Origin of the sequence: Peptacetobacter sp., assembly GCF_029264495.1 — a bacterium.
Taxonomy (GTDB): Bacteria; Bacillota; Clostridia; order Peptostreptococcales; family Peptostreptococcaceae; genus Peptacetobacter.
This window is the reverse complement of the sequence record NZ_JARIBH010000022.1, coordinates 23,749-49,532: the sequence shown is the minus strand read 5'-3', so window position 1 is coordinate 49,532 and position 25,784 is coordinate 23,749. Positions and strand designations below refer to the sequence as shown.

The following is a 25,784-nucleotide window of genomic DNA, read 5'->3' as shown; positions in this document are numbered from 1 at the left end:
ATAATAAATTCTCCTACTAATATTTTAGTTATCATTATTAATTATAGAAATTTTTTAGTATATATGCAAGATTTAAAGAGAAAATTGATTTTAAAATTTAAAAGGACTGTATAACACAGTCCTTTTTTGTTAAACAAACATCTGTTGTAGTAGTCCTTTTTTGTATTCGTTTAAAGAGTCTAACTTCTCTTGTTCTTTTTCTATCTTAGAATCTAGCATCTTTAATAACTTACCTATTTTTATTTGTTCTTCTATATTAGGTAAATCAACCTTAAATCTCTTAAAGTCAGCAGTTGTAAAACTTGCTTGATTAACAGCAGGTTTTGTTATTGATCGAATGTAATCATTATATTTTTTTAATTGGAAATAATTGAATATATAATTTACATCTATATCATGTTCAAAGTTTAATCTCATTATATTTGTTGTAAATATAGTATTTCTTTTTAGCTCATCAGTATATATAGAGCACTTTCCAATCTGAGCTAAACTGTTTATAAAATTCACTAATAAATCATTCTCTCTTAAAAAATAATTTTCTAATTTTACACCTTGATCATCTATACTATGCCAGTATTTTATATCCGAAACATCTATTTTTCCATCTATAAGATTATTTGATCTTATTACTGGAATACCAATATCCTTGTTACTTAGTTTTCTTGACAACCCACTTTGCATTAATTTTGTAAAATCTCCAAGTTTCTTTTCTTCCCACTCAGGATAGTCTTTTCCATTATCATCTTTAAATCTTAATTCCTTGCTAAAAATCTTTTGCATTATACCCTTTTTATAATCTTTAAGAGCCTCAACCTTTTCACCTTGCAGAGAAATCTTATCATCAATTAAAGAAAAGAAAGAGGCTATTTTTTCTTGTTCTTCTTTTGAAGGAGTATTAAATGAATAACTAGCATATTCTTGAGAGTTTATACCTGGTTGTCCAGAACGCATAGACATTACCTTAACCCATTTATCATATACCTTAGTTTTAGTTTGTAAGAATATAAATTTAGCATTATTATCATTATTTACATTTGCTCTTATTAAGAATCCTGCAAAATACAATTTTCCATCTTTTTTATCATATAAATAAGTTTTTCCTGTGCTTGCTCCAGTTCTTGCAAATAATATATCATTTTCTTTTACTAAATATTTATCTTCTAATTCTCCTAATGGTGAAACTACATTTGTATTTATATACTTACTCGTAGTTTCATCTATATCTGTTATTCTTATATATTTATTTTCTCCATCAAATTCTGCTGATGCTGAGTTCATACCATACTCAAAGCTATCTGTAACATGTTTTAACGTAGTTTTTTCCCAATCTCCACTAAATTCTTTAAATCTAAGTTTCGGTGTATTACTCATTATATCCACCTCCCCTTAAAGTCCTAACTCTCTTAAATAAACTGCTAACTGTTCATCAATACTAGCAATCTCTTTATCAATATTAGATATTCTTTCACTAACCGCTTGTAAATCTATTGGCTCTTCTTCTTCAAAAGTATCTACATATCTTGGAATGTTTAAGTTATAATCATTTTCTTTTATCTCATCTATGCTTGCCACATAAGAGTATTTATCAATAGTTTCTCTTTTCATATATGTATCAACTATTTTATCTACATTTTCATCTGTTAAATTATTTTGGTTCTTTCCTTTTTCAAATTCATTTGATGCATCTATAAATAGTACATTATCTTTATTATCTCTATTCTTTTTAAACACTAGTATTACTGTTGGAATACTTGTTCCATAGAATATATTTACAGGAAGTCCTATAACAGTATCTAATAGGTTTCTTTTTTCTATTATATATTTTCTTATAATTCCCTCTGCTGCACCTCTAAATAGTACACCATGAGGTAATACTACTGCCATTGTTCCATTATCTTCTAATTGGTATATCATATGTTGTACAAAAGCAAAATCTGCTTTTGATTTTGGAGCAAGTTTTCCATATTCGCTAAATCTTTCATCATCTAAGAATTTATTATCTGCACTCCACTTTGATGAGTATGGTGGATTTGCAACAATGGCTTCAAATTTTTCATCTATATGTTCTGGATGCTCTAGTGTATCATTATTTTTTATATCGAATCTATCATAACTTACATCATGAAGTAGCATATTCATTCTCGCTAGGTTGTATGTTGTAGATGTAAGTTCTTGTCCATAGAATTTTCTAACATTTGCTTCTTTTGATACACGAAGAAGTAGTGAACCTGAACCACAAGTTGGATCGTATACATTTTTTAAATCTTTTTTATTTGCAGTTACAATTTTTGCAAGTATTTTACTTACTTGTTGTGGAGTATAAAATTCTCCTGCTTTTTTACCTGCATTTGCTGCAAATTGTGATATTAGATATTCATATGCATCTCCAAGTACGTCTATTTCTGAATCATCGTGTGAAAAGTCTATATTTGATATATTTCCCATTACTTTTGCTATTAGTTTTGAGCGACTTTTTACATCTTTTCCTAGTTTTGTAGATGTTAAGTCCATATCATCAAATAAATGGTCAAAATCGTCTTGACTATCTGTTCCTAATGTCGATTCTGTTATATTGTTTACTGCACTTTGAAGCATTTCTATATCAAATTTTCCTTCTTCTATTGCTTGAAGTAATGTTGAAAATAGATATTTAGGTTCTACAAAATATCCTATATCTTCAAGTAATTCCTCTTTTAATGCTTCTTTCATTTCTTCATCGTTCCAAGCCTCAATATAATTTATACCATCTTCTGATAATAAATCATTTGCTTTGTTTTCTACTTTTTCGCTAAGATATCTGTAAAATATTAGACCAAGAATATAGTTTTTAAATTCTCCAGCCTCCATATTTCCTCTTAAATCATTAGCTATTGCCCAAAGTTTAGTTTGTAGTTCTCTTTGTTGTTCTTGTTGTTTTTCATTTGTTGACATTTTTTTACTTCCTTTAATTTTTTATTAATTTATATATTAATTTTATTAGTTTATTATATAATTTTTCTGTTATTTTAAAAATAATATTATTAAGCAAATTTTCTTATATGCTCATATATGAAATTTTGAACCTGTTTTGTTGCTTCTTTTGCTTTTAATAATTTAAGTTTTAAATCATTTTTTATATCTGAACGTATTTTTGTTTTATCTATCATTCCAGAATATTCATATTCAGAAATATATTCACATACTTTGTATTTGTTTAATCCTATTTTTTCAGAGAAGTTATATATATCTTCTTCTCTTTTTTCATTTTCAAATTTTTCGTATTCATAGTCTATATCTGCATCTGACTCAAGTTTTGGAACAACTTTATTTAAAAATTCTTTTATTAAATCAATCTTTAGTCTTAAATCTTCATTATCAGCTCTATTAAGTTCAGTTATTATATTTTTTATATCATTATTTCTTTTGTTTTTATCGGTTAAGTCGATATCCCTTATTAAATTCATAATGTAGCCTACATTTATTTTATCGCTGCTCATAAGTTCTATTCCAAAATCTATATCTGATAATATAGAAGTTTTTTCATTTTCTTTTTTTGATTCTTCATATATTCTATAGTATTTACTTCTATAATCTTGATAGCTTTGTTCACTCAATCCTAGTTTTTCTTCATCAAATTCAAATTCAATAAAGGTATTTAGTTTTGTTAAAACTCTTGTAAGTTCTCTAAAAGCTATTATAAATTTCTTTTTATCTTCTTCTGTTTCAAGTTTATCAACATTGTTTGGTGTAGATGCTATTTCTTTTAAATTTTTTAATTTTTTATACCATTGTCTTATGTATTCTTCATAGTCTCCCATAAGAACAGTATCTGTACTATCGGTTTGAGAGAACAATTTTATAGCTTCATCTGTTCTTTTCTTTAAATTTCTATAACAAACTATATTTCCATATGGTTTTGTACTTTCTTCAACTCTATTAGTTCTTGAATATGCTTGTAGTAAATCATGATATTTTAAGTTTTTATCAACATAAAGTGTATTTAATTTTTTACTATCAAATCCTGTTAAGAACATATTTACAACTATTAGTATGTCTATTTTCCCACTTTTTACTTTTTTTGATACATCTGCAAAGTAACTTGAGAATGTATCTGTTGAATAGTTTGTATCAAAGATTGTATTATAATCATTTATAATTTTTTCTAAAGAATCTCTAGAATGTTCATCTTTCCCTTCACTATCTTCATTAGCACCAAATGTATATATTCCTGCTATTTTTAAATCGTGATTTATATTTTTAAATGCTTTGTAGTATTTTATGAGCATTTCTATACTTTGAACAGTAAGTATTGCTGTATATTTTTTATTTCTAGTTTTTGAATTATGTATTTTTATTATATTTTCTGAAACTAATTTTATTCTTTCATCAGCCATAAATACTTCTTCTTTATCTATTGATTTTACTTTTTCATCATCATTTTCATCAAATCCACCATCAAAAGTTTTTATATATTCAACTGAAAATCCAAGTACATTTCCATCTTTTATGGCGTCTTTTATTAAATATGTATGTAAGCATTTTTCAAATAAATCTGCTGTTACTCTATCTTCTTTACTTCTATTTTCGTAAAATCTTGGAGTTCCTGTGAATCCAAAATATTGTGCATTTGTAAAATGTTTGTTTATTTCTTTGTGCATTTTACCAAATTGTGACCTATGACATTCATCTATTATAAATATTACTTTTTCATTTTTATATTGGTCTATTACATCTGCATATTTGATACTTTTTTCAAATGATGATTTTGATATATTTTCAGAGTCTTTTTTATTGGATATTTTTGATTTTTTTATAGCATTTGCCATTTTTTGTATTGTAGTAACTATTAGAGGTTTGTTGATATCATTTATCTGATCTATAAGTTTATCCGTTTTATCTGTAGTATCTACACTATCTGGTTCAAATTTATTAAATTCCGATATTGTTTGAGAATCTAAGTCTTTTCTATCCACCAAGAAAAATACTTTCTTTATATCTTTTTCTTTTGAGAGTATTTGACTTGCTTTGAAAGATGTTAGTGTCTTTCCTGAACCTGTTGTATGCCATATATATCCATTGTTATTTGTTTCTAAAGCTCTTTTTAGAAGTTCTTCTACTGCATATATTTGATATGGTCGCATAACCATAAGTAATTTATCTGTTTCATTTGTTACCATATATCTAGATATGACTTTTGCTAAAAAGGTCGTGTCTAAAAATGTTTCTGTAAATTCTTTTAAATTACTTATTCTGTTATTTTCTTTATCACTCCAGAAAAATGTATAGCTATATAATATTTCTTTATCACTATTTGCAAAGTATTTTGTATCTACTCCATTGCTTATTACAAATATCTGTATGTATCTATACAATCCATGGTATGAGTGTTTTCTGTATCTATTTATTTGATTAAACGCTTCTTTTAAATCAATACCTCTTCTTTTCAATTCTATTTGTACAAGAGGTAATCCATTTATTAGTATTGTTACATCATATCTATTTTTATATTTTCCATTTACTGTTGTTTGGTTTGTAACTTGAAATCTATTTTTATCCCAATTTTTAGTATCTAAAAATTCTATATATACTTCGCTACCATCTTCTCTTTCAAGTATAAATTTATCTCTAAGAATCATAGCACTTTGAAAAATACTCTTTCCTTTTATATGTACCATTATTCTTTCAAATTCTTTATCTGTAAATGGTTCATTGTTTAATTTTTCTTTATTATATTCAAATAGCTCTTTTCTAAAATTATTTTCTAATTCTTCTTCATTAGGTATTTCAACTCTATCAAAATTTTGTGCTTCAAGTTGTTTTATTAGATTTTCCTCTAATTGAGCTTCACTTTGATATCCCATATATCCACCTATTTTTCCCTCTCTATTTTAATTGTATTTAAAAATCTAATTTTATTTACTTTATTTCATAATATTTTTTGTATTTATCTATTTTTGTATCTGTTTATTTTTGTATCTATTTATAATTATATTTTGTCTTTAATTATATTTTGTCTTTATGTATAATTTTAATAATTATAATATATTCCCAATTATCAAATTTTTATACTTTGATTATATTTATATTATAACATTATTTTTTTATATTTTTTACTTATCTTTTGTTTTACAACATATTTAAATATAACAGTTTTACAATATATTTAGATATAAAAAAAGAACCCATAAATTTAAATATTTAAATTCATAGGTTCTTATTAATCTTTTTTTAATTATTATCTAAATGTTATTTCTCCATTTTTTATAGATTCTATAGAAGCAAGAGATTCAACTCTTATTTTATTAGCTTCAAGTATAGGTCTACCTTCTTGATATCCTTTTTCTATTACTATTCCAACTCCTAAAAGTTCTGCACCTGCTTGATCTATAAGGTCTTTTAATCCCATAACAGCTCCACCTTTTGCAAGGAAGTCATCTATCACTATTACTCTTTCACCTTCGTGTAAAAATTCTTTATTTATTCTTACTGTATATTCTTTTCCTTTTGTGTAAGAATATACTACAGTTTCATATACATCATCTTCCATGTTACTTGATGCTGTTTTTTTAGCGAATAATACTGGAACATTTCCAAAGTACTGAGATGCTATAGAAGCTATTGCTATTCCTGATGTTTCTATAGTTATTAGTTTATCTATTGGACCAACATCTTCAAATCTTTTAGCAAATTCTTTACCTATTTCATTAAGAAGATTTACATCTAGCTGATGATTTAAAAATGAACCAACTTGTATTATATCATCTCTTCCTTTTTTAGGTTTTCCATCTGTAAGTATTCTCTGTTTTAATAATTCCATTTTTTTCCTCCTAAATCAAAGTTATTAATTATTTTATTCTATTTATTTAATTGCTTATCTTATATATAATATTTTTTCTTTATTTCAAATATTATATAATGATTATATATTATAGATATATTTTGTTCAATAAATATATTATTATTTATTAAACATTATTCAATATTTATTAAACATTATTCAATATTTATTAAACATTATTCAAATAAATCTATTTCTTTATATTTCTGAAAATTATTATTTATTTTATATTTAAAATATTGACTATATTTCGATTTAATGATAAACTTTAAAATAATATTTAATTTTCACGATTTTATTAAAAGATGCAAGTTTGGCGTATTTCCATACGAGTATCTTTTTTTGACTTATAACAAAATATTTTACATTTATAAATTTATATAAGGAGTGACTTAAGAAATGGCATATTATTTTGAAACACCATCTCATACTTTTAGTGAATATCTATTAGTTCCTGGATATTCTTCATCTAATTGTATCCCAGCTAATGTTAGTTTAAAAACACCATTAGTTAAATTTAGAAAAGGTGAAGAAGAATCACCTATATCAATGAACATACCTATGACTTCTGCTATAATGCAGGCAGTTTCTGATGACAACATGGCAATAGCACTTGCTAAAGAAGGAGGTATCTCTTTCATATATGGTTCTCAGACAATAGAAAATCAGGCTGCTATGGTAGCTAGAGTTAAATCTTATAAAGCAGGATTTGTAGTAAGTGATTCTAACCTTACTCCTGACAGTACATTAGAAGATATACTTGCATTAAAAGAAAAAACTGGACATTCAACTGTTGCTATAACAGATGATGGTTCTGCAAATGGAAAACTTTTAGGTATAGTTGCTAGTCGTGACTATAGAGTAAGTAGAATGTCTTTAGATACAAAAGTATCTGAATTTATGACTCCTCTTGATCAGATAGTTTCTGCTCCAAAAGATGTTACTTTAAAAGAAGCTAACAATATAATATGGGATCATAAATTAAATTCTCTTCCAGTTCTTGATGATAATGGAAACTTATTATACATGGTATTTAGAAAAGATTACTCTTCTCATAAAGAAAATCCTCTTGAATTACTTGATGATTCTAAGAGATATGTTGTTGGTGCTGGTATAAATACTAGAGACTACGCAGAAAGAGTTCCTGCACTTGTTGAAGCTGGTGTAGACGTATTATGTATAGATTCATCTGAAGGTTTCTCTGAATGGCAGAAACTTACTATAGAATGGATAAGAGAACATTACGGTGATACTGTTAAAGTTGGTGCTGGTAATGTTGTTGATGAAGAAGGTTTCAGATTCCTTGCTGAAGCTGGTGCAGACTTTATAAAAATAGGTATCGGTGGTGGTTCTATTTGTATAACAAGAGAACAGAAAGGTATCGGTAGAGGACAGGCTACTTCAGTTATAGAAGTTGCTGCTGCTAGAGATAAATACTTTAAAGAAACTGGTATTTATATACCTATATGCTCTGATGGTGGTATAGTTTATGACCATCACATAACTTTAGCACTTGCTATGGGTTCTGATTTTGTTATGCTTGGTAGATACTTCTCAAGATTTGATGAATCTCCAACAAATAAAGTTAATATAAACGGAAGTTATATGAAAGAATACTGGGGTGAAGGTTCTGCAAGAGCTAGAAACTGGCAGAGATATGACCTTGGTGGAGATAAAAAACTTTCATTTGAAGAAGGTGTAGACTCTTATGTTCCATATGCTGGTTCATTAAAAGATAATGTAAATGCTTCTTTAGCTAAAGTTAGATCTACTATGTGTAACTGTGGTGCTTTAAGCATACCAGAATTACAGCAAAACGCTAAATTAACTCTAGTTTCTGCTACAAGTATAGTAGAAGGTGGAGCACACGACGTTTTACTAAAAGATAATAGAAATTTATAATAAGTAATTGATATATAAAACCCTCAGTTTTCTGAGGGTTTATTTTTTATTTATTTTTATCTATCTATTTTATTCGTTTTTATTTTCGTTATTTTTATTTATTCTATTTACTTATTATTCGTTTTTATTTTTTTTTCACAAAATAAAAAAGCTGTTAGATTAAAATTATTTAATCCAACAGCCTTTATAATTCAGTTTTTATTAAGTGTCTTTATTTATTATGCTATGAATCCAGCTTCTTTAAGATGAGCTGCTGCTTCTTCACCTTTAGCTTCATTAACTAAAACTATTGGTCCAGTACATCCCATTCCACTTTCAGCATATATGCCTTTTTTCCATAATGCTTCAACAGCATCATCAAGTTCCATTATATCTACACCAGCTATCTGATGAGTTACAACTTCTTTGTCTGGCATTTTTACTTCTTCTGCATCACCTTTATCTTCTTTTTTAGCATTTAAAGAAGTTAGTATTGCATCTAATCCAGCATTTTTAGCTGCTTTATATTCATTTCTTGCAACATCACTTACGTTACCAAGAACAGCTTCATATGCATATTTTAATGCATTAGCAACAACAGGAGATCCTGATGCTCTAGAAACTATGAATATTTTTCTATCATAGTCTTCACCAACACCTGGTCCATATCCAAATCCTTGAGATTCGAAATCTCCACCAGTTGTGAATGAAGAGAATACTTTCATTAATAAGTTTCCTGTTAATGTGTCAGTAACCATTACATCTGGAGTACCTGCAAGAAGGTCATTACCTCTCATTACACATCCTCCATCTGCTCTCATTGATTCAGCAAATTCTATTCCGTATCCGTTAGACTGTAATTCTTTTAAGAATTTTTCTACCTGTCTAGCACCATCAACGTTTAATATACCTACTTTAGGATTTTCTATACCTATTGATTTAGCAGTAGATATTCCGTAAACAGCATTTCTTATCATTGCTTCTATTCTGTTTGTTGCACTTGTTCCTGTAGTAGTAGCAAGTATCATTTCTTTACCTCTACCTGGAGTAAGTACTCTACCTACAGTAGAAACACCTATTGGGAAGTTATAGTGCATAGTTACACATGCATCTATGTATTTGCTGTCTAGAAGTTCTTCCATTTTTTTGTGCATTTCAGATTCTTCATTTACTTCAACTACTTCAAGGTCAGTGTCAACTTTTGGTCCTATAAGAACTATATCAAATAATTTTGATTTTGCAAGTTCAGCACCTTTAACTAAGTTTTCTACACCATGTTCACTTCCAAGAGTTGTAAGACCTATTCTAACTTTAGGACCGAAGTCTCCGCTTTCTATTGCATTAGCTACTTCTAGGAATACATCTGCTATTATATTTTTTGATGACATAATCTCACCCCTATTCCTGCACCATATCTAATGCCATTTTTTTCATTGTTTCAGCTATTATTTTTTTGATTTCATCTTTAGAAACACCAGCTGTTTCTTCTTCTACACCGTTATTTCTTTCAACAACTACAGATACACCGTCGAATAAGTTAGTCATTCTTCCTAAGAATAAACTTCCTTTACCAACTATCATAGCTCTGTTTTTGTCACCTTTAGTTAAGTCATCTATCATGAATCCAACATATGGAACTCCTGATGGTATATGACCCTGAGTTGGAGCCCAACCTGGTAAACCATGTTTTGCTATAAAGTTTTTAAGTTCTTTCTTTTCAAGATCTCCACGTTTAACAGCTAAAGCACCTATCATTTTGTAGTTTGCTTCTGGAACATTACCTGCACCAGCTGGTTTAGTTATGTCTGGGTTCTGCATTTCTACTGAGAATACATCAACATCAGTTATTTTTAAGTTACCTTTGTCTAGTCCATCAGCTATTAATGCACCCATAACAGCCTGAGGAGCTGATCCTGTTGCAACTGTGTGGTTTCCAACTAAGTCAGTTCTTATTATTGGGCTTTCTCCATCGTTTTCAGATACTAATACAGCGAATCCTCCAACAACGTCTTCTAATACTGGAAGACCTTTTTTAACGTGGTCTTTAGCATTCATACCTAATTTAGCAGTTGCTCCACCAGCTACTACCATTACGTGTTTATATATACCAGCTTTAACAAGAGCTGCTGCATGTATTAATGCATGAGTAGGTCCAGCACAGAATCCTCTAGTATCTGATCCTGTTGCATTTTCTATTCCAGCCATTTCAGCTATAGATTTTGCGAAGTTTCCTCCACCTCTCTGGTTTATATCTCCACAAGCTTCTTCAGAGCATTCTATAACATATCCGATTTCTTTTCTATCTACTGAAGAATGTCTTAACATATGTAAAGCTGCTAAAACACCTGATGCTTTAACAACTAAGTTTTCAAACATAGTATGAGCATTAAGGTTAACGTCTACATCATGAGCTGCTTTTACGTAACCAACTAATTTACCATCCTGATATAATGCTTCTGCAGCATGAGATGATATTAATGCTTCTGCTTCTGATAAATCGCAAGCTTTTAATTTATCCATGAAAGGAGCTAGTTCTGGGTAGTTAGCTTCTATTTTAGGTTTTACCATTGAAACGAATTCTTCTGATAATTCAACTAGGTCGAATACGTCACATATCTGCATTAAACCTATGAATTCGTCCTGAGGCATTATTTCACCCATTTTACCTTCTCTTGTTCCTTCAACTTTTTGTTCACACCAAGGTAAAGGCATTTCTTCTAATTCTTCTGGTCTATTGTTTCCTATATATACCTGGTTTGGCATATAGTTTACTACATCTTCGTAGCTTCTTATATGGTTTCCTACTTCTTTTAGGAACTCAGAATCTGGATTTGTAGCTCTTTCTACAACACATGTACTACCATTTTGTACTATCATATCTGGTGTATGAACTAGCACATATCCTGCACTTTTAAATACTGGAAAAGTCATTTTTCGGCACCCCCGCGATTTTATTGTTTGTTTATGATAAAAATTTTATTTATAATTAATAAAATTAATTATTTTCAAATTCATTAAAACAGAAATCTCTGTTTATACTTTTGATACAAGTTATATTAACTTGTCTTAATACGTAAATTTTTTGTTTCAATCTATAAATACTTTATTAATCGATCGTAAAAATATATTTTTTATATTTTAATATTATTTAATTGCTTGAATATTATTATAGATTCCGCAGATACTCAAAAGTATCCGCGAAATCTATTATTTTAAAATTTATTATTAGCTTTTATAGACTAGTCTTCAAATACAGTCTGTCCATCAACTTCTACAGTTAATGCTTTTAATGCTTTTTCTACTAATCCTCTTCTTAATGCTTTTTCTTCTTCATGAGTTAAAGCAGGGTTTCCTAAAGGATGAGGTATAGCTATTGTAGGAACTATTCTGTTAGCTCCAACTGTTAAAGATATTGGAACTACTGTACACATGTGTACTACTGGTAGTCCAGCTCTTTCTATTTCTTTTACCATAGTTGCACCGCAACGAGTACAAGTACCTCAAGTAGATGTTAATATAACTGCATCTACACCAGCTTCAACTAATTTTTTAGCGTATTCAGCTGCGAATTTTTTAGAACTTGCAACTGCAGTACCATTACCAACTGTTGTATAGAAGTAGTTGTGTAATTTTCCTATTACGCCTTCTTTTTCAAGATCTCTTAATACGTCTACTGGTAAAACTCTATCAGAGTCTTCATTACAATAAACTGGGTCGAATCCACCATGAGCAGTTTCGTATGTTTCTTCAGTAAGATCCATTACACCGTCTAAGCAGTATTCACCGTATTTAGAAGCTGAAGAAGATTCTATTCTGTCTGGGTTTCCTTTTGGAACTATACCACCAGATGTAACTAATGCTATTGTAGCTTTAGATAAATCTTTTACAGCTGGGTTAGGATCAACTCTATCGAAGTCTGGCATTGGATATTCAGTTACGAATTCTTCGCCTTTTATTTTTTTGATAAGCATGTCAACTGCTCTTTTAGAACCTCTGTCTTCGTGGAAGTAGTTAACTCTTATTCCTCTAGCCATGTAGCCTTCTTCAGCTGGAGAACCTATTTCTTCTCCTTTAGCTAATTTCTGAGCTAATTTAGCCATTTTTGGAAGTGCTTTTCTCATACCTGCTGCAGAATCAGAAGTTTCAACTACATAAACTTCTTTTTTGAACATATCTGCACCTGGGTTTTCTATATACATACCTGTTAAGCATGGTATACCTAAAGCGTCTTTAACAACTTTAGTTATTGTACCTGCTGCAACACCGTATCTACCAGCATTGAATGCAGGACCAGCTATGAATAGATCTGGTTCAAAACCTTTTACCATTTCAAGTACTTCAGCACTTGCTTCATCCATATTTTCACCGAAATAACTATCACCACAAACTACTGTAGCAACTATTTCTATATCTTCACCTAATTTACTATTAAGCTGTTCGCTTATAGGAGGTAAAGTTTCTGCCACATGTGGCTTAGTATCAGCTTTTTCTTCTCCACCGATTCCAGCGAAGAACTGGTTTACATAATGAACTGCTTTTATTGCCATTTCATTGTCCTCCTAGAATTAATTGAATTTACAATATTCGTCTCTTATTTCTTTCATTTCGTCAGCGATTTCATCTACGTCAAGAACCATTTCCATCATTCCAACCTGTTCTTCGTAAACTTCTTCGTCAAATAATTCTTTAACTTCTTCTTCAACAACGTGGTATACTGCTAATCCAAGTTCTACACCTGCTAAAGGTCCAGCAAAAGTTGGGTCTCCTGCTGTTACTGTTTCTGCTGCAAGACCTGCAGCTTCGGCTTCAGCGGCACCTAGTAATATCACAAGATTTTCAGCTCCGAAATTATCAGCAGCTTCTTTTACTCTCTTCTGATTTTCTAAGTCCATAGCCCCAGCAGCTGTTCAGACGAAACATTCTGTTGATGAGAATATAACTTCTGCGCTGTCTACAGTTTTTACACATTCTTCTATTGCAGGTCCTGGTATACCGTCACGGTCACCGATTATTATGACCTTTTTATTTTCAAGTACGCTCATAATAGTCCTCCTAATTATTTTTATATCTTTATTATTTGTATAATTTCTATTTTAGTTTTTAGTATATTTGCATTTTTGTTATGCAATTATTAATTCTATTGGGATATGATTAATATCCTTTTGCAGTTAAATATCCGAAACCAGTTTCGTTTGTAGCACCAGTTATAGCCTGTACTTCAACTTCTATAGTTCCATCTTCTCTTAATGCTCCAGCAGCTCCACCTGCTATAACATCAACAACTTCTATATGTCCTATTACTTTATCTAATTTAGGTAATACAACAACCTGGTTAGCATTTCCTCCAGTTACAACAGCATTTGCTCTAACATCAGCATCTGCTAATGACTGAGATGCACCATCACGTCCAGCGTATTCATCTGTTACTATAACAGTTTTAACTCCCTGCATTTCTATTTTTTTGCAGTTCATTATTAAGTCTGTATCAGGGTTACCGAAACCTTCCTGAGATACTATAACAGCATCTAATCCTAAATATTTACATAATTTAGAAGACCAGTTTGAAGATCTTTCTTTATCAGCTAAGTAAACATTTTCGTTAGTTATTATAACACCCATGAAGTTTATTTCTTTACCATGCTGAGCATATAACTCTTCTATTACACCATTGTTCATATGAACATAACTTGGGTTTTTGTCACATGCAGAAACACAGTTACCACTTACTATAGCAGTATCAAGTACTTCTGTTGGGTAAAGTATTGTTGGAACTATCTGTTTAGCATCTACACCGTATACATATGTATCGTGTAATAGTCCCTGAGTCTGAAGCATGTAAACATATCCAACTTTTGGTAATTCTGGATATTCTGCAGCTTGTTCGAATAAAGGTTTAGTTTCATATACTGATACTTCATCTGGAGTAAGCTCTTTAGCAGCTTTTCCTAAGTAAGCAGCAGCTTTGAATCCTATCATTCTAACAGCTTTTTCATGGTCATGCTGTTTTAATCCATCAACTGGTTCAGCTATAACAACAACGTTGTTTAGTTTAGAGAATGGAGTATATTTAGCTCCTTCACCAGTCATGTCAACTATACCTTCCTGGAAACCAACTATTTTACCAGTTGTAACTACAGCTACACCTTTTAATGCATGAGTTCTACCTTCACCAACAGTATCAACTTTAGATATAATACCTGGGAATACTCCTCCGTTACCTTCTACCTTAACTCTTGGTTCGATAACATCTTTAACTGGTGTTATTCTTATGCTTTCTCCTGGGTGAGCTAATTCTATATCTATTGATTTGATATGTTCATCTCCACCTATTTCTTTTAGCATCTCTTCTTTGTTTACAAATAAAACACCATCTTTAACTTCAGTTTTTTCACCAAACTGAACATCTTTTATAAAGATTTTTCCTAATTCAAGACGCATAATGCACCTCCCATAAATTTTTGTATAAAATTAAACTTTTAAAAATTAAAAGCTAATAATAGGCTCTTAAACGTATTTTTTTATCATAGCTTCTATGTTAGCTATAGTTGCATCATCTTTAGTTACTTCATCTATTTTTTCACCGTCTTTGTAAACAGCTAATGTTGGAAGTCCTAAAACTTTCTGTTTTATAGCAAGTCTTCTTGCTTTTGTTATATCCATTTCACAGAATTTCATTCCTTCTGCGTATTTTTCTGCTAATTCATGTACTTCTGGCATTAAAGCTTTACAAGGTTCGCATCCCTGACTCCAGTAATCTACGAATACATATCCTTCTGCTTCTAATACTTCTGCTTCAAATGTATCTTTTCCTAATGCTATCATTATATTTACCTCCATAATTTATTAATTATATTATCCATAAACTAAATAGCTCTTGGATTATTCTCTTTTTTAATTTTAAATTTATGCTTCTTCAAAATGTTCTTCTATATATTTTTCAGCCTGAGTTGCTGCTATAGCACCATCAGCTGCAGCTGTTACAACCTGTCTTAATTCTTTTCTTCTACAGTCTCCAGCAGCGAATACACCTGGTATGTTAGTTCTCATGCATTCATCTGTTATTAAGTAGTTCTGTTCATCCATATCTAATATACCTTTGTATAGATCTGTCTGAGCTATAACACCTATGAATACGAATAGACCCATTGTTCCATCTTCTTCATCAGCGAAATATTCATGAGTTTCACCAGTAACTTTATTTTTGAATACTATTGATTCTAATATTCCATCACCTTTTATTTCTTCAACTACTGTATCTAGTAAGAATTCTATTTTAGGGTTTCTTCTAGCTTTTTCTTCTATACTTTTTGCACATCTGAAACCTTGTCTTCTGTGAACTACAGTAACTTTTCTAGCGAATTTAGTTAAGTACATAGCTTCTTCTAAAGCACTGTCTCCTCCACCAACTACGAATACTTCGAAATCTTCAAAGAAGTCAGCATCGCAAGTTGCACAGTAAGAAACACCTTTACCTGTGAATTCTGCTTCTCCTGGGCATCCTATTTTTCTTGGGCTAGCACCAGCAGCAACTATAACAGATTTAGCTCTGTATTCTTCTCCACTTTCACCTTTTAATACTTTTATATCTCCTTCAAGTTGAATTTCAACTATAGCGTCTCTTTTTATTTCAGCTCCGAATTCATCACACTGCTGAACCATTCTTGCTGTAAGAGATGGACCACTTGCATTTTCAACTGAACCTGGGTAGTTAGCAACTTCATGAGTTATAACTATCTGTCCACCATTTTTAGTTTTTTCTAATATTAAAGTTTTCATTTTAGCTCTAGCACCATATATTCCAGCTGCTAGACCTGCTGGTCCTCCACCTATTATGACTATGTCATATACATTTTCCATTTTGTCATCCTCCTGATTGAAATATAAATCTTTTATTTTAATTTAAAATTCAAAACTTCTATTGTAAATTATTATTTTGAATAGTAATTACTAGCTTAAATATTTAAAAAATGTTTTCCTAATACTTAAATTTTATAGAAAAGATTTTCCCAAAACTCATATTTTAGTATGAGAAGTTCTTTAGCTATTCTTTTAATATTCATACTGGATTCTAGAAATAGTGTTTGTCATTATATCTAAGTCTATTACTCTGAAATCATCCATTACACTTTCTATCCAGTTCGGAGTTTTTTTATCATTTTGGAATTTTGAAGCTGTATTTATCGCATCTTCTATTAATTCCACTGATTGAAAATCTAAACCTTCACCTTCAGACATTATAACTGTTCTATAAGGAGTTTCATTAGGTTTTACACTCCCATAAAGCGGATGAGAAAGTAATCTACATCCTTTATGAATATGTTTTCTACATTCTTCAAGAACTCCTATATATGATGTTTCTATAAATCTAACATCTTTTTCAGGAAAATTCTCTTTTATTTTAGAATTATTTGTTACTATAAACATATTTACTCTCTCTTTCCTATTAGAAATTTTAAACAAAAAAACAGAGAAAACAAATTCCCGATTTGTTTCCTCTGTCAAAATTCTTCTTCAGAGATCTGTCCACAATATAGTATATTCACCTGAGAATTTCACAGCTATTATTGGGAATAATAACTGCTTGTACCTTCGGTCTCCATTTAAGGAAGTCTCCTATATGCTTCATCCAGAAATATTTATTTTTGCTTGTCTCTATATTTGATAAATTAAGTATATAAATTTTCTATACAAATAGCAAGCCTTTTTTTAAAATTTTTCTATTATTTTTTTAAATATTTTTTCGCTTTTTTTTACTCTTTTTATAAAAGTTAGTTATATACTTAACTTTAGATACTTACATCTTATATTTTTTCTTAAGGTTGTTAGTTATATTTTTTTATTTTTTTATCTTATTTTTATATTTTGTTTAATTAATTATATATATTTGATTTTTGATTTTATAAGCATAGGTTTTCTTTCATTTTCATTTGATATTTTATAGATTTTTTTAATTTCTTGTTTTTTTGTAAGAATTTGTAAGAATATGTATAGTCTATTTTAAACTCCAAGTATAGATTTTTTCTATAATGCTATCTAGACAACCTTTATCAAACGGAGATACTAATTCTCCATCTTTGACAGTTTCTAAAAATGATCTTTTACCTGCATTGGTACAAATTTTTATATAATTTTCCAAAACATTTTCATAATCATCTTCCATTTTATCCCATATTTGTAATGCACATACTTCTGCTAGTGCATAATCTATATAATAAAATGGATTTTTAAATATATGACCTTGTTTAAACCACCATCCTCCATTTTCTAGGAATTTCATTCCATCGTAATTTTTCCAAGGAGTATAAATTTTTTCTAATCTTCTCCATTCTTTTCTTCTTTCGTTGCATGTCATATTAGGGTTTTTATATATAATGTGTTGGAACTCATCCACTATCATACAATAAGGTATTAGCTTTACAATTATTGCCATATGTGTTCTTTTAAATTTATACTCATCTTCTTTAAAAAATAGCTTCATCCATGGCCAAGTTAAAAGTTCCATAGACATCGAATGTATTTCACAACAGTCTAATGTCGGAAAGTTTATTTCTGGCATATCTATATCTCTAGACATATATAATTGGAATCCATGACCTACTTCATGGGTTAGTGTATCAATATCATCAAATGTTTTATTAAAATTGGAAAATACAAAGGGTGCTTTTATTTCTGGTATGTATGTACAATATCCTCCAAAACCTTTAGATTCTTTTGTTTCAAGGTCCATAAATTCATTTTCAACCATAAAATCAAAAAATTCTCCTGTTTCTTTTGATAATTCATGGTACATTTTAGATGCTGCTTTAATAGTTTCATCGTAGTTAGCAACTGGTTCCATATTCCAACCTGGATATTCAATATCATCATCATAGTATTTTAATTCTTGTATTCCAAGTCTATCTTTCTTTTGTTTATTGAATATATTTACCAACGGAATCCATTTTTCTTTTACTTCATTTCTGAATTTTTGTACATCATTTTCATCATATTCTGTTCTTTTCATTCTTAAATATCCAAGTTCAATAAAATTTTCAAATCCCAATTTTTTTGCTATTTTATGTCTAACTTTTACTAATTTATCAAAAACTTCATCAAATTCATCTTCAATCAATTCAAAATATTTATAGAACCGTTCTGAAGATTTTCTTCTTTCTTCTCTATCTTCTGATATCATATACTTATTCATCTGAGATAAGTTGTTATACTTTCCATTATAAAATATTTTTGCCGATGCTAATAATTTTGTGTATTCAGAACAAAGTCTATTTTCTATCTTTAATTCTTCAATTATATCTTCTGAAAATTCCTTTAAACTACATTGTATTAGTTTAAAAAAATGATTCCCATATTTATTTTTTATATCCTCATCAAACCCTGAATTTACAAGAGTTTCATAAAATATTTTATCTGTTTTCTTATACTCTGGTCCATACTCATCCCAATATTTATTTTCATTAACTATATATTCATCACTAGTATTTATACTGTATTTTATAGAAATCAATGTTTTCATACTTTCAACATGATTTCTTATTTTATTTATTTCATTTATATAATTATCAAATTCTTTAAAAGTTTTACAAGCTTTCATTTCTTTTATTATTGATAATATTTTTGTATTGATTTCATTTAAATTTGGTCTTTCATATTTATACTCTGAAAATTTCATTTCAAACCTCCATCAAAATTTTGTAGCTATTAAAAAAGCTACATAGAGATTTACTATGTAGCCTTTATATATTTTATATCATTATATGTTTCTTAGGTTTTTCATGCTTATATCAAGTGCTTTTACAGAGTGTGTAAGTGCTCCTGAAGATACAACATCTACCCCAATCTTTCCTATTTCTTCTATATTATCTAATGTAACATTACCAGAAAATTCTACTATAGCTCTTCCATTTATTATTTCTAAAGCCTTTTTAGCAGTTTCAAGGTCCATATTATCTAACATTATAATATCTGCACCAGCCTCTACAGCTTCTTTAACCATATCTAAAGTTTCTACTTCAACTTCTATTTTAGTTACAAAAGATGCATAATTTTTAGCTGCAGTTATAGCTTCTTTAACACCACCAGCAGCTCCTATGTGGTTATCTTTAAGCATTACAGCATCAGATAAATTCATTCTATGATTGTTTCCTCCACCCATTTTAACTGAATATTTATCTAATATTCTTAGGTTAGGTATAGTTTTTCTACTATCTAAAAGTTTTGTTTTACTTCCTTCTAATTTTTCAACAAATTGGTTTGTCATAGTAGCTATACCACTCATTCTTTGTAAATAGTTTAAAGCTACTCTTTCTCCCATAAGAAGATTTCTAGTGCTTCCTGTTAATTTAGCTAATAGCTGTTTATTTTTTACTTTTTCTCCATCTTTTGCAAAAAATTCTATTTCTACATCTCCAAGTATATCAAAAACTCTTTTATATACTCCAAGTCCCGCTATTACTCCATCTGCTTTACATATAAGATCTACTGTAGATTTTGAATCTTCTTTAACTACAGAATTAGTACTTATATCTTCACTTGGTATATCTTCTATAAGAGCTTCTTTTATCATCTTATCTACAATTAAATAATTCATAATCGAAATCCTCACTAGTTTTTACTATTTCATCAATAACTTTCATTTTATTTTCTTTCATTAATTCTTCTACAGATATTTCTAAATTAGGTATATCTTTAGTTATAAGTTCTGTTTCTTTTATATGTTTATTTATATCTTTAGCTGCTCTTTTTGAGAATACTAAACCTTCTAATAGCGAATTACTTGCCAATCTATTTGCACCATGAACACCTGTGCAGCTTACTTCTCCTACTGCATAAAGATGTTCCATAGTAGTTTTTGAGTTAAGGTCTACATGTATTCCACCCATAAAATAATGTTGAGCAGGAGAAACTTTTATTAATTCTTGTCCTATATTAGTTCCTCTTTCTAAACATCCATTATATATAAATGTAAATCTATTTTTTAGATATTCTTCTCCAAGATGTCTTGCATCTAAATATACATATGGTGTATTATCTTTTTTCATCTGTTCAAAAATAGCATGAGAAACAACATCTCTTGGAAGTAATTCTTCTACAAATCTTTCTCCATCTTTATTTTTAAGTAAAGCACCTTCTCCTCTTAATGATTCTGATATAAGCATTCTTCTTCCATTAGAATTTTCTTCATAAAATGCTGTAGGATGTATCTGTATATAGTTTAAATTTTCTACTTCTACTCCATTTTTTAATGCAATTGCTATTCCATCTCCAGTTAAATGTCTTTGGTTGGTAGAGTTTTTGAATAGTCCTCCTATTCCTCCACTCGCTAAAACTACATCTTTTGCGAATACATGTATTTCTTCATTATCTTTGTATATTTTAGCTCCTATACATTTATTATTATCTGTTATTATATCTAATAGACAAGCATCTTCTATTAATTCTATATTTTTTCTAGTAAGCGCTTCTTTGTAAAGTGTTTTATATACTATTTCTCCTGTATTATCTTTACAGTGAACTATTCTATTTACTCTATGTGCACCTTCTCTTGTGTAATCTATTTTTCCATCTACCATATCAAGTGGCATTTTATACTCTTCAACTATTTGATTTATATTTTCTATAGATTCTTCTGCTAGTATTTGTACTGCTTCTTCTCTATTTTTATATCTACCAGCTTTCATAGTATCTTCAACAAATGGTTTTATATCATCTTCGTTAAGTGCTGTCGATATTCCACCTTGTGCTAGATAAGTATTATTATTATCCATAGTAGATTTTGATATTACTGTTACATTTATTTCTGGATCAAGATTTAAAGCACAGTAAAGACCTGCTACTCCACTACCTACTATTAAAACATCTTTTTGTAAATTCATTTTTTATCCCTCGATTTTTATTCTATTTTTTATTTTTCTGATAATTTATGCATATTTAGTAAAGCATTTAAGGCATTAACTCTAGTATTTTCTTCAACTATAACTTCATTTTCCATATTTAATAATGTATTATAAACACTTTCTAATGTAGTTTTTTTCATATCTTTACATTTTATTACACCTTTTCCACCTGGGAAGTAGAATTTTTTATTTGGGTTTTGTCTTTCTAATTCGTAAAGTATTCCTTCTTCTGTTGCAACTATAAATTCTTGTGCATCATCATTAGTCGCATATTTTATTATACCTGAAGTACTTCCTACAAAATCTCCCATGTCTCTTATTTCTTTTCTACATTCAGGATGCACTAAAATTTTAGCTTCAGGATGTTCTTCTTTTAATTCTAATATTTGTTTTTCATCAACTCTATCATGTATTACACAACATCCATCCCATAGTATAAATTCTTTTTCTGGGAAATGTTCTGCTATGTATCCACCAAGATTTCTATCTGGTAAGAATAATATTTGTTTATTTTCAACATTACCTAATATATTTAATGCACTTGATGATGTTACTGATACATCACAATGAGCTTTAACTTCTGCTGTTGAATTTATATAACATACAGTTAGTGCTTCTGGATATTTTTTCTTCATTTCTACAACAGCTTTTTCACTAGCCATAGCTGCCATTATACATCCAGGATTTTTTGAAGACATTAGAACTGTTTTTTGAGGAGACATTATTTTTGCACTTTCTCCCATAAATTGAACTCCACAGAATACTATAACATCTTCTTTACAATCTCTAGCTATTTCACTTAGATAATATGAGTCACCTACTGCATCTGCTATAGCTTGTATTTCTGCTGGCTGATAAAAATGTGCTAATATTATAGCATTCTTCTCCTTTTTAAGTTCTTCTATCTTAGATACTATATTTTCATTCATTTGATTTATACACCACTTTCTTGTTATTTTTTTATCTAACTTTTTTGATATTTTTATAAAATCTGTTTTAATACCACTTAACCATAATTCAAAAATATTATACCATTATACTCTATTTTCTTCAATGATAAAGAAATTTTTAACATATTGATAATATAGTATAATCTAGAATAAATGTTTTCATATATTCCATTTGTTATTTTTTTGTCATTAGTTTGTTATTAAATTTTCAACTTATTTAATTTATTACTTTTTATATATTTATGAAACTAAAAAATAATTTAAATAATTTTTTCACTAAATATTATTATACTTTTTTATTAATATATTTATACTATTTTTCAAATATACTCCTTGATTTTAAACTACTATCTTTTCTTTATTATAATTCTTTCCTATTTATTTAACTTTAATATTTAAAATCTTTTGTATACTTAACTTGATATTGTTTTTTTATCATTGTATACTATATGAAGAGGAATTTGGTATCTTGTTAAATTTTAATAATTTTATTTTATATTGAAATTATAAATCTTTGGTTGATTCATATATCAGCTTTATTTATTTTATATCAACTTTATTTTTAATTTAACATAAAATACTTTAACCCTCTATAAAACTTTATATTTACGAAGGGGTGTTTTTTATGACAGCATTTTTAATTGGATTAGTAATGCTATTAGTTGGCGGTAGTCTTTATGGCAAATATTGTGAAAACGTATTCGGTCCTGACGACAGACCTACTCCAGCTATAACTCTAGAAGATGGTGTAGATTTCGTTCCTATGAAAAAAATGAAAAATGCACTTATAGAGTTACTTAATATTGCAGGTACTGGCCCTATTCTTGGACCTATTCAAGGAATTTTATTTGGACCTATAGCTTTTATACTTATACCTATAGGTTGTGTTCTTGGTGGTGCTATGCATGACTATATGAGTGGTATGATTTCTCTTAGAGAAAACGGAGAACAGATGCCAGGTATAATAAGAAAGTATTTAGGAAAAGGTGTTTATAATATATACAATGTATTCCTTTGCTTCCTTATGATTTTAGTTGGTGCAGTTTTCATTTATACTCCAGGAGATTTAGTTGTTACTCAGATTTTAAAACAGCAATCAGGTATATCTAATCCTGTTGTTTGGATAGTTTATGGTGCTATATTTGCTTATTATTTAGCAGCAACTTTATTCCCTATTGATAAAATAATAGGTAAAGTTTATCCTATATTTGGTATAGTTCTTTTATTATCAGCTATAGGTGTTGGTATAGGTATATTCGTAAAAGGATACGAATTAACTCCTTTAACATCTGCTAATATGTTTGGTTCTCATCCACAAGGATTACCATTACTTCCAATATTCTTTGTAACAGTTGCTTGTGGTATAGTTTCTGGTTTCCACTCTACTCAGGCTACATTAATAGCTAGATCTGTTACAAGTGAAAAAGAAGGTAGATTTACTTTCTATGATATGATGATTCTTGAAGGTTTAATAGCTATGATATGGTCTGCTGCAGCTATGGGTGTTTATAATATACCAGGACTTGTTGCTCCAGAACAAATTGGTTCTCCAGATGTAATAGGTATAGTTGCTAATGATTTACTTGGTAAAGTTGGTGGACTTATAGCAATAATTGGTGTTATAGTTCTTCCTATAACTTCAGGTGATACAGCTTTAAGATCTGTTCGTCTTATGATTGGTGATGCTCTTCATATAGATCAAACTAAAAAGAAAAATAGATTTACTTTATCAGCTTGTATATTCGTTCCAGTTGCAGCTATATTAGTATTTGCTAAATCAAATGCAGAAGGTTTCAATGTATTATGGAGATATTTCGCATGGGCAAATCAAACTATAGCATGCTTTGCATTTGCTATGATAAGTGTTTACTTATTATCTAATAAGAGAAATTACATTATGTCACTTATTCCAGGTATGTTCTATGTATTTATTATAGTTTCTTATATTTTAAATGCACAGATTGGTTTCAGATTACCAATGAATATATCTTATGCAGGTGGTGTAATATTAGCAATAGTTTATGCTGCTTTAGTTATAAGAACTGGTAAAAATAGACTTAATAATACTAGATTATCTTAATTTAAATTAATAAATATTATAATAAAAAGGACATCTAAAATAAGATGTCCTTTTATTATACATTTAAATTTATTTAAACTCTCTAGCTTCTTCTTCACCTTTTAATACTCTTAGTGCTCCAAAAGCCAACGATTCCATTTCATTTTCACCAGGCATAATTTCCACTTTTGATATAAATTTAATTTTTTTAGTTAATTTTTCTGTAAATTTCTTAGAATGAGCTATTCCACCTGTAATTATAATAGCATCTACTTTACCATCTACTACAGTAGCCATTTCTCCTATAGCCTTTGCCATTTGATAAATCATTGCATCATATATAATTTGAGCATTTTTATCACCATTATCAATCATTTCTTCTACTTTTCTTAAATCATTTGTTTTTAAGTAAGAGTATATTCCACCTTTTCCTCTTATTTTCTTTTTCATATCATATTCAGTAAATTTACTAGAATAACATTCTTCTATCAAAGATATACATGGTACTCTTCCAGATCTATCTGGTGAAAACGGACCTTCATCATCAGAAATCATATCACTCATCTTGCCATGCTCATGAAGATAAACAGTTGCTCCACCACCAATATGTGCAACTATTAAATTTAATTTTTTATAATCAAGATTTTTATCTTTAGCATATTTTAAAGCCATCGCTCTTGTATTAAGTGCATGACCCATACTTTTTCTTTCTATATCTTTTAGACCTGAAATTCTTGCAACATCACTCATTTCGTCAACAGAAATAGAATCATAAATATATGAATCTACATTTATAGAGTCTGCTATTGATTTTGCTATTATCGCACCTAAATTAGATGCATGGTCTAATACAGCTCTATTTTTTAAAGTATCTATCATATAGTCATTTACTTTATAAGCTCCTGATTTTACTGGTGGAAGTGCTCCTCCTCTTCCTACTACAGCATCTAAATTTTCTATTTTTATATTTTTTTCTAAAAGTAATTTTTTTATTGATTCTATTCTCATTTCTAATTGTTCCATATTACTTTTGTATTTTGAAAGTTCTTCTGATGAATATAATATAGATTCGTTCATAATCAATTTTTCATCATCGTAAACTGCAATTTTAGTTGATGTAGAACCTGGATTTATAGCTAAGATTTTAAAAGACATAATCAATTTCCTTTCAGTTAATAAGTTTT

19 protein-coding genes and 1 riboswitch are annotated in these 25,784 nt (G+C 29.0%); of the genes, 2 read left to right on the top strand and 17 right to left on the bottom strand.

Annotation, left to right across the window (positions count from 1 at the left end):
* Positions 1-129: 129 nt before the first annotated feature.
* From Q1J78_RS02300 to Q1J78_RS02285, 4 genes are all read right to left on the bottom strand, one after another.
* The gene (locus Q1J78_RS02300) at positions 130-1,371 is read right to left on the bottom strand and encodes a restriction endonuclease subunit S (protein WP_300279586.1); all 1,242 of its coding nucleotides are present in this window, start codon (positions 1,369-1,371) and stop codon (positions 130-132) included.
* 15 nt (positions 1,372-1,386) lie between these two features.
* Positions 1,387-2,931 carry a type I restriction-modification system subunit M gene (locus Q1J78_RS02295; RefSeq protein WP_300279583.1) on the bottom strand — a complete coding sequence of 515 codons (1,545 nt, stop codon included), beginning with the start codon at positions 2,929-2,931 and terminating at the stop codon, positions 1,387-1,389.
* An 89-nt stretch (positions 2,932-3,020) separates the two neighbouring features.
* Positions 3,021-5,840, bottom strand: coding sequence for a type I restriction endonuclease subunit R (locus Q1J78_RS02290; protein ID WP_300279580.1), 2,820 nt, complete (start codon positions 5,838-5,840; stop codon positions 3,021-3,023).
* A gap of 374 nt (positions 5,841-6,214) precedes the next feature.
* Entirely contained in the window at positions 6,215-6,796 is a 582-nt protein-coding gene (locus Q1J78_RS02285; RefSeq protein WP_300279577.1) for a xanthine phosphoribosyltransferase, read from the bottom strand.
* A 420-nt stretch (positions 6,797-7,216) separates the two neighbouring features.
* On the opposite strand from Q1J78_RS02285, the gene Q1J78_RS02280 reads away from it, so the two are divergent.
* Positions 7,217-8,719, top strand: coding sequence for an IMP dehydrogenase (locus Q1J78_RS02280; protein ID WP_300279574.1), 1,503 nt, complete (start codon positions 7,217-7,219; stop codon positions 8,717-8,719).
* A gap of 218 nt (positions 8,720-8,937) precedes the next feature.
* On the opposite strand, the gene grdD is transcribed toward Q1J78_RS02280, so the two are convergent.
* The 12 genes from grdD to nadA all read right to left on the bottom strand — a co-directional run bounded on the left by grdD (position 8,938) and on the right by nadA (position 22,520).
* Positions 8,938-10,086 (bottom strand): glycine/sarcosine/betaine reductase complex component C subunit alpha, encoded by a 1,149-nt coding sequence (grdD, locus tag Q1J78_RS02275; protein ID WP_300279571.1) that lies wholly within the window; start codon positions 10,084-10,086, stop codon positions 8,938-8,940.
* Positions 10,087-10,096: 10 nt separating this feature from the next.
* Positions 10,097-11,629, bottom strand: a complete 1,533-nt coding sequence (grdC, locus tag Q1J78_RS02270) for a glycine/sarcosine/betaine reductase complex component C subunit beta (protein WP_300279568.1) — start codon at positions 11,627-11,629, stop codon at positions 10,097-10,099.
* A gap of 308 nt (positions 11,630-11,937) precedes the next feature.
* Complete coding sequence (gene grdB, locus Q1J78_RS02265) at positions 11,938-13,245, bottom strand: glycine reductase complex selenoprotein B (RefSeq protein ID WP_300279566.1); 1,308 nt, start codon at positions 13,243-13,245, stop codon at positions 11,938-11,940.
* A gap of 18 nt (positions 13,246-13,263) precedes the next feature.
* Positions 13,264-13,740 (bottom strand): glycine/sarcosine/betaine reductase complex selenoprotein A, encoded by a 477-nt coding sequence (gene grdA / locus Q1J78_RS02260; protein ID WP_300279563.1) that lies wholly within the window; start codon positions 13,738-13,740, stop codon positions 13,264-13,266.
* A 109-nt stretch (positions 13,741-13,849) separates the two neighbouring features.
* Complete coding sequence (locus Q1J78_RS02255) at positions 13,850-15,136, bottom strand: glycine/sarcosine/betaine reductase component B subunit (RefSeq protein ID WP_300279560.1); 1,287 nt, start codon at positions 15,134-15,136, stop codon at positions 13,850-13,852.
* 66 nt (positions 15,137-15,202) lie between these two features.
* Positions 15,203-15,520, bottom strand: a complete 318-nt coding sequence (gene trxA, locus Q1J78_RS02250; RefSeq protein WP_300279558.1) for a thioredoxin TrxA — start codon at positions 15,518-15,520, stop codon at positions 15,203-15,205.
* Between the two features lie 81 nt (positions 15,521-15,601).
* On the bottom strand, positions 15,602-16,555 hold the full coding sequence (gene trxB / locus Q1J78_RS02245) for a thioredoxin-disulfide reductase (protein WP_300279555.1): 954 nt from the start codon (positions 16,553-16,555) through the stop codon (positions 15,602-15,604).
* A gap of 192 nt (positions 16,556-16,747) precedes the next feature.
* Entirely contained in the window at positions 16,748-17,122 is a 375-nt protein-coding gene (locus Q1J78_RS02240) for a GrdX family protein (protein WP_300279553.1), read from the bottom strand.
* A 97-nt stretch (positions 17,123-17,219) separates the two neighbouring features.
* A riboswitch (glycine riboswitch) is annotated at positions 17,220-17,324 on the bottom strand.
* A gap of 366 nt (positions 17,325-17,690) precedes the next feature.
* Positions 17,691-19,367 (bottom strand): M3 family oligoendopeptidase, encoded by a 1,677-nt coding sequence (locus Q1J78_RS02235; RefSeq protein WP_300279550.1) that lies wholly within the window; start codon positions 19,365-19,367, stop codon positions 17,691-17,693.
* A gap of 81 nt (positions 19,368-19,448) precedes the next feature.
* Complete coding sequence (nadC, locus tag Q1J78_RS02230) at positions 19,449-20,285, bottom strand: carboxylating nicotinate-nucleotide diphosphorylase (RefSeq protein WP_300279547.1); 837 nt, start codon at positions 20,283-20,285, stop codon at positions 19,449-19,451.
* Positions 20,263-21,570, bottom strand: coding sequence for an L-aspartate oxidase (locus Q1J78_RS02225; protein ID WP_300279542.1), 1,308 nt, complete (start codon positions 21,568-21,570; stop codon positions 20,263-20,265). The genes nadC and Q1J78_RS02225 overlap by 23 nt, the downstream gene beginning before the upstream one ends.
* Before the next feature lie 29 nt (positions 21,571-21,599).
* Complete coding sequence (gene nadA / locus Q1J78_RS02220) at positions 21,600-22,520, bottom strand: quinolinate synthase NadA (protein WP_300279539.1); 921 nt, start codon at positions 22,518-22,520, stop codon at positions 21,600-21,602.
* A 646-nt stretch (positions 22,521-23,166) separates the two neighbouring features.
* On the opposite strand from nadA, the gene Q1J78_RS02215 reads away from it, so the two are divergent.
* Positions 23,167-24,621 carry a carbon starvation CstA family protein gene (locus Q1J78_RS02215; protein WP_300279536.1) on the top strand — a complete coding sequence of 485 codons (1,455 nt, stop codon included), beginning with the start codon at positions 23,167-23,169 and terminating at the stop codon, positions 24,619-24,621.
* A gap of 69 nt (positions 24,622-24,690) precedes the next feature.
* On the opposite strand, the gene buk is transcribed toward Q1J78_RS02215, so the two are convergent.
* On the bottom strand, positions 24,691-25,755 hold the full coding sequence (buk, locus tag Q1J78_RS02210; RefSeq protein ID WP_300279533.1) for a butyrate kinase: 1,065 nt from the start codon (positions 25,753-25,755) through the stop codon (positions 24,691-24,693).
* Positions 25,756-25,784 lie beyond the last annotated feature (29 nt).

What these genes read in the sequence shown, in the direction of transcription:
- Q1J78_RS02300 (WP_300279586.1), bottom strand. Translation starts at nt 1,371, where the DNA reads ATGAGTAATACACCGAAACTTAGATTTAAAGAATTTAGTGGAGATTGG.
- Q1J78_RS02295 (WP_300279583.1), bottom strand. Translation starts at nt 2,931, where the DNA reads ATGTCAACAAATGAAAAACAACAAGAACAACAAAGAGAACTACAAACT.
- Q1J78_RS02290 (WP_300279580.1), bottom strand. Translation starts at nt 5,840, where the DNA reads ATGGGATATCAAAGTGAAGCTCAATTAGAGGAAAATCTAATAAAACAA.
- Q1J78_RS02285 (WP_300279577.1), bottom strand. Translation starts at nt 6,796, where the DNA reads ATGGAATTATTAAAACAGAGAATACTTACAGATGGAAAACCTAAAAAA.
- Q1J78_RS02280 (WP_300279574.1), top strand. Translation starts at nt 7,217, where the DNA reads ATGGCATATTATTTTGAAACACCATCTCATACTTTTAGTGAATATCTA.
- grdD (WP_300279571.1), bottom strand. Translation starts at nt 10,086, where the DNA reads ATGTCATCAAAAAATATAATAGCAGATGTATTCCTAGAAGTAGCTAAT.
- grdC (WP_300279568.1), bottom strand. Translation starts at nt 11,629, where the DNA reads ATGACTTTTCCAGTATTTAAAAGTGCAGGATATGTGCTAGTTCATACA.
- Q1J78_RS02255 (WP_300279560.1), bottom strand. Translation starts at nt 15,136, where the DNA reads ATGCGTCTTGAATTAGGAAAAATCTTTATAAAAGATGTTCAGTTTGGT.
- trxA (WP_300279558.1), bottom strand. Translation starts at nt 15,520, where the DNA reads ATGATAGCATTAGGAAAAGATACATTTGAAGCAGAAGTATTAGAAGCA.
- trxB (WP_300279555.1), bottom strand. Translation starts at nt 16,555, where the DNA reads ATGGAAAATGTATATGACATAGTCATAATAGGTGGAGGACCAGCAGGT.
- Q1J78_RS02240 (WP_300279553.1), bottom strand. Translation starts at nt 17,122, where the DNA reads ATGTTTATAGTAACAAATAATTCTAAAATAAAAGAGAATTTTCCTGAA.
- Q1J78_RS02235 (WP_300279550.1), bottom strand. Translation starts at nt 19,367, where the DNA reads ATGAAATTTTCAGAGTATAAATATGAAAGACCAAATTTAAATGAAATC.
- nadC (WP_300279547.1), bottom strand. Translation starts at nt 20,285, where the DNA reads ATGAATTATTTAATTGTAGATAAGATGATAAAAGAAGCTCTTATAGAA.
- Q1J78_RS02225 (WP_300279542.1), bottom strand. Translation starts at nt 21,570, where the DNA reads ATGAATTTACAAAAAGATGTTTTAATAGTAGGTAGTGGAGTAGCAGGT.
- nadA (WP_300279539.1), bottom strand. Translation starts at nt 22,520, where the DNA reads ATGAATGAAAATATAGTATCTAAGATAGAAGAACTTAAAAAGGAGAAG.
- Q1J78_RS02215 (WP_300279536.1), top strand. Translation starts at nt 23,167, where the DNA reads ATGACAGCATTTTTAATTGGATTAGTAATGCTATTAGTTGGCGGTAGT.
- buk (WP_300279533.1), bottom strand. Translation starts at nt 25,755, where the DNA reads ATGTCTTTTAAAATCTTAGCTATAAATCCAGGTTCTACATCAACTAAA.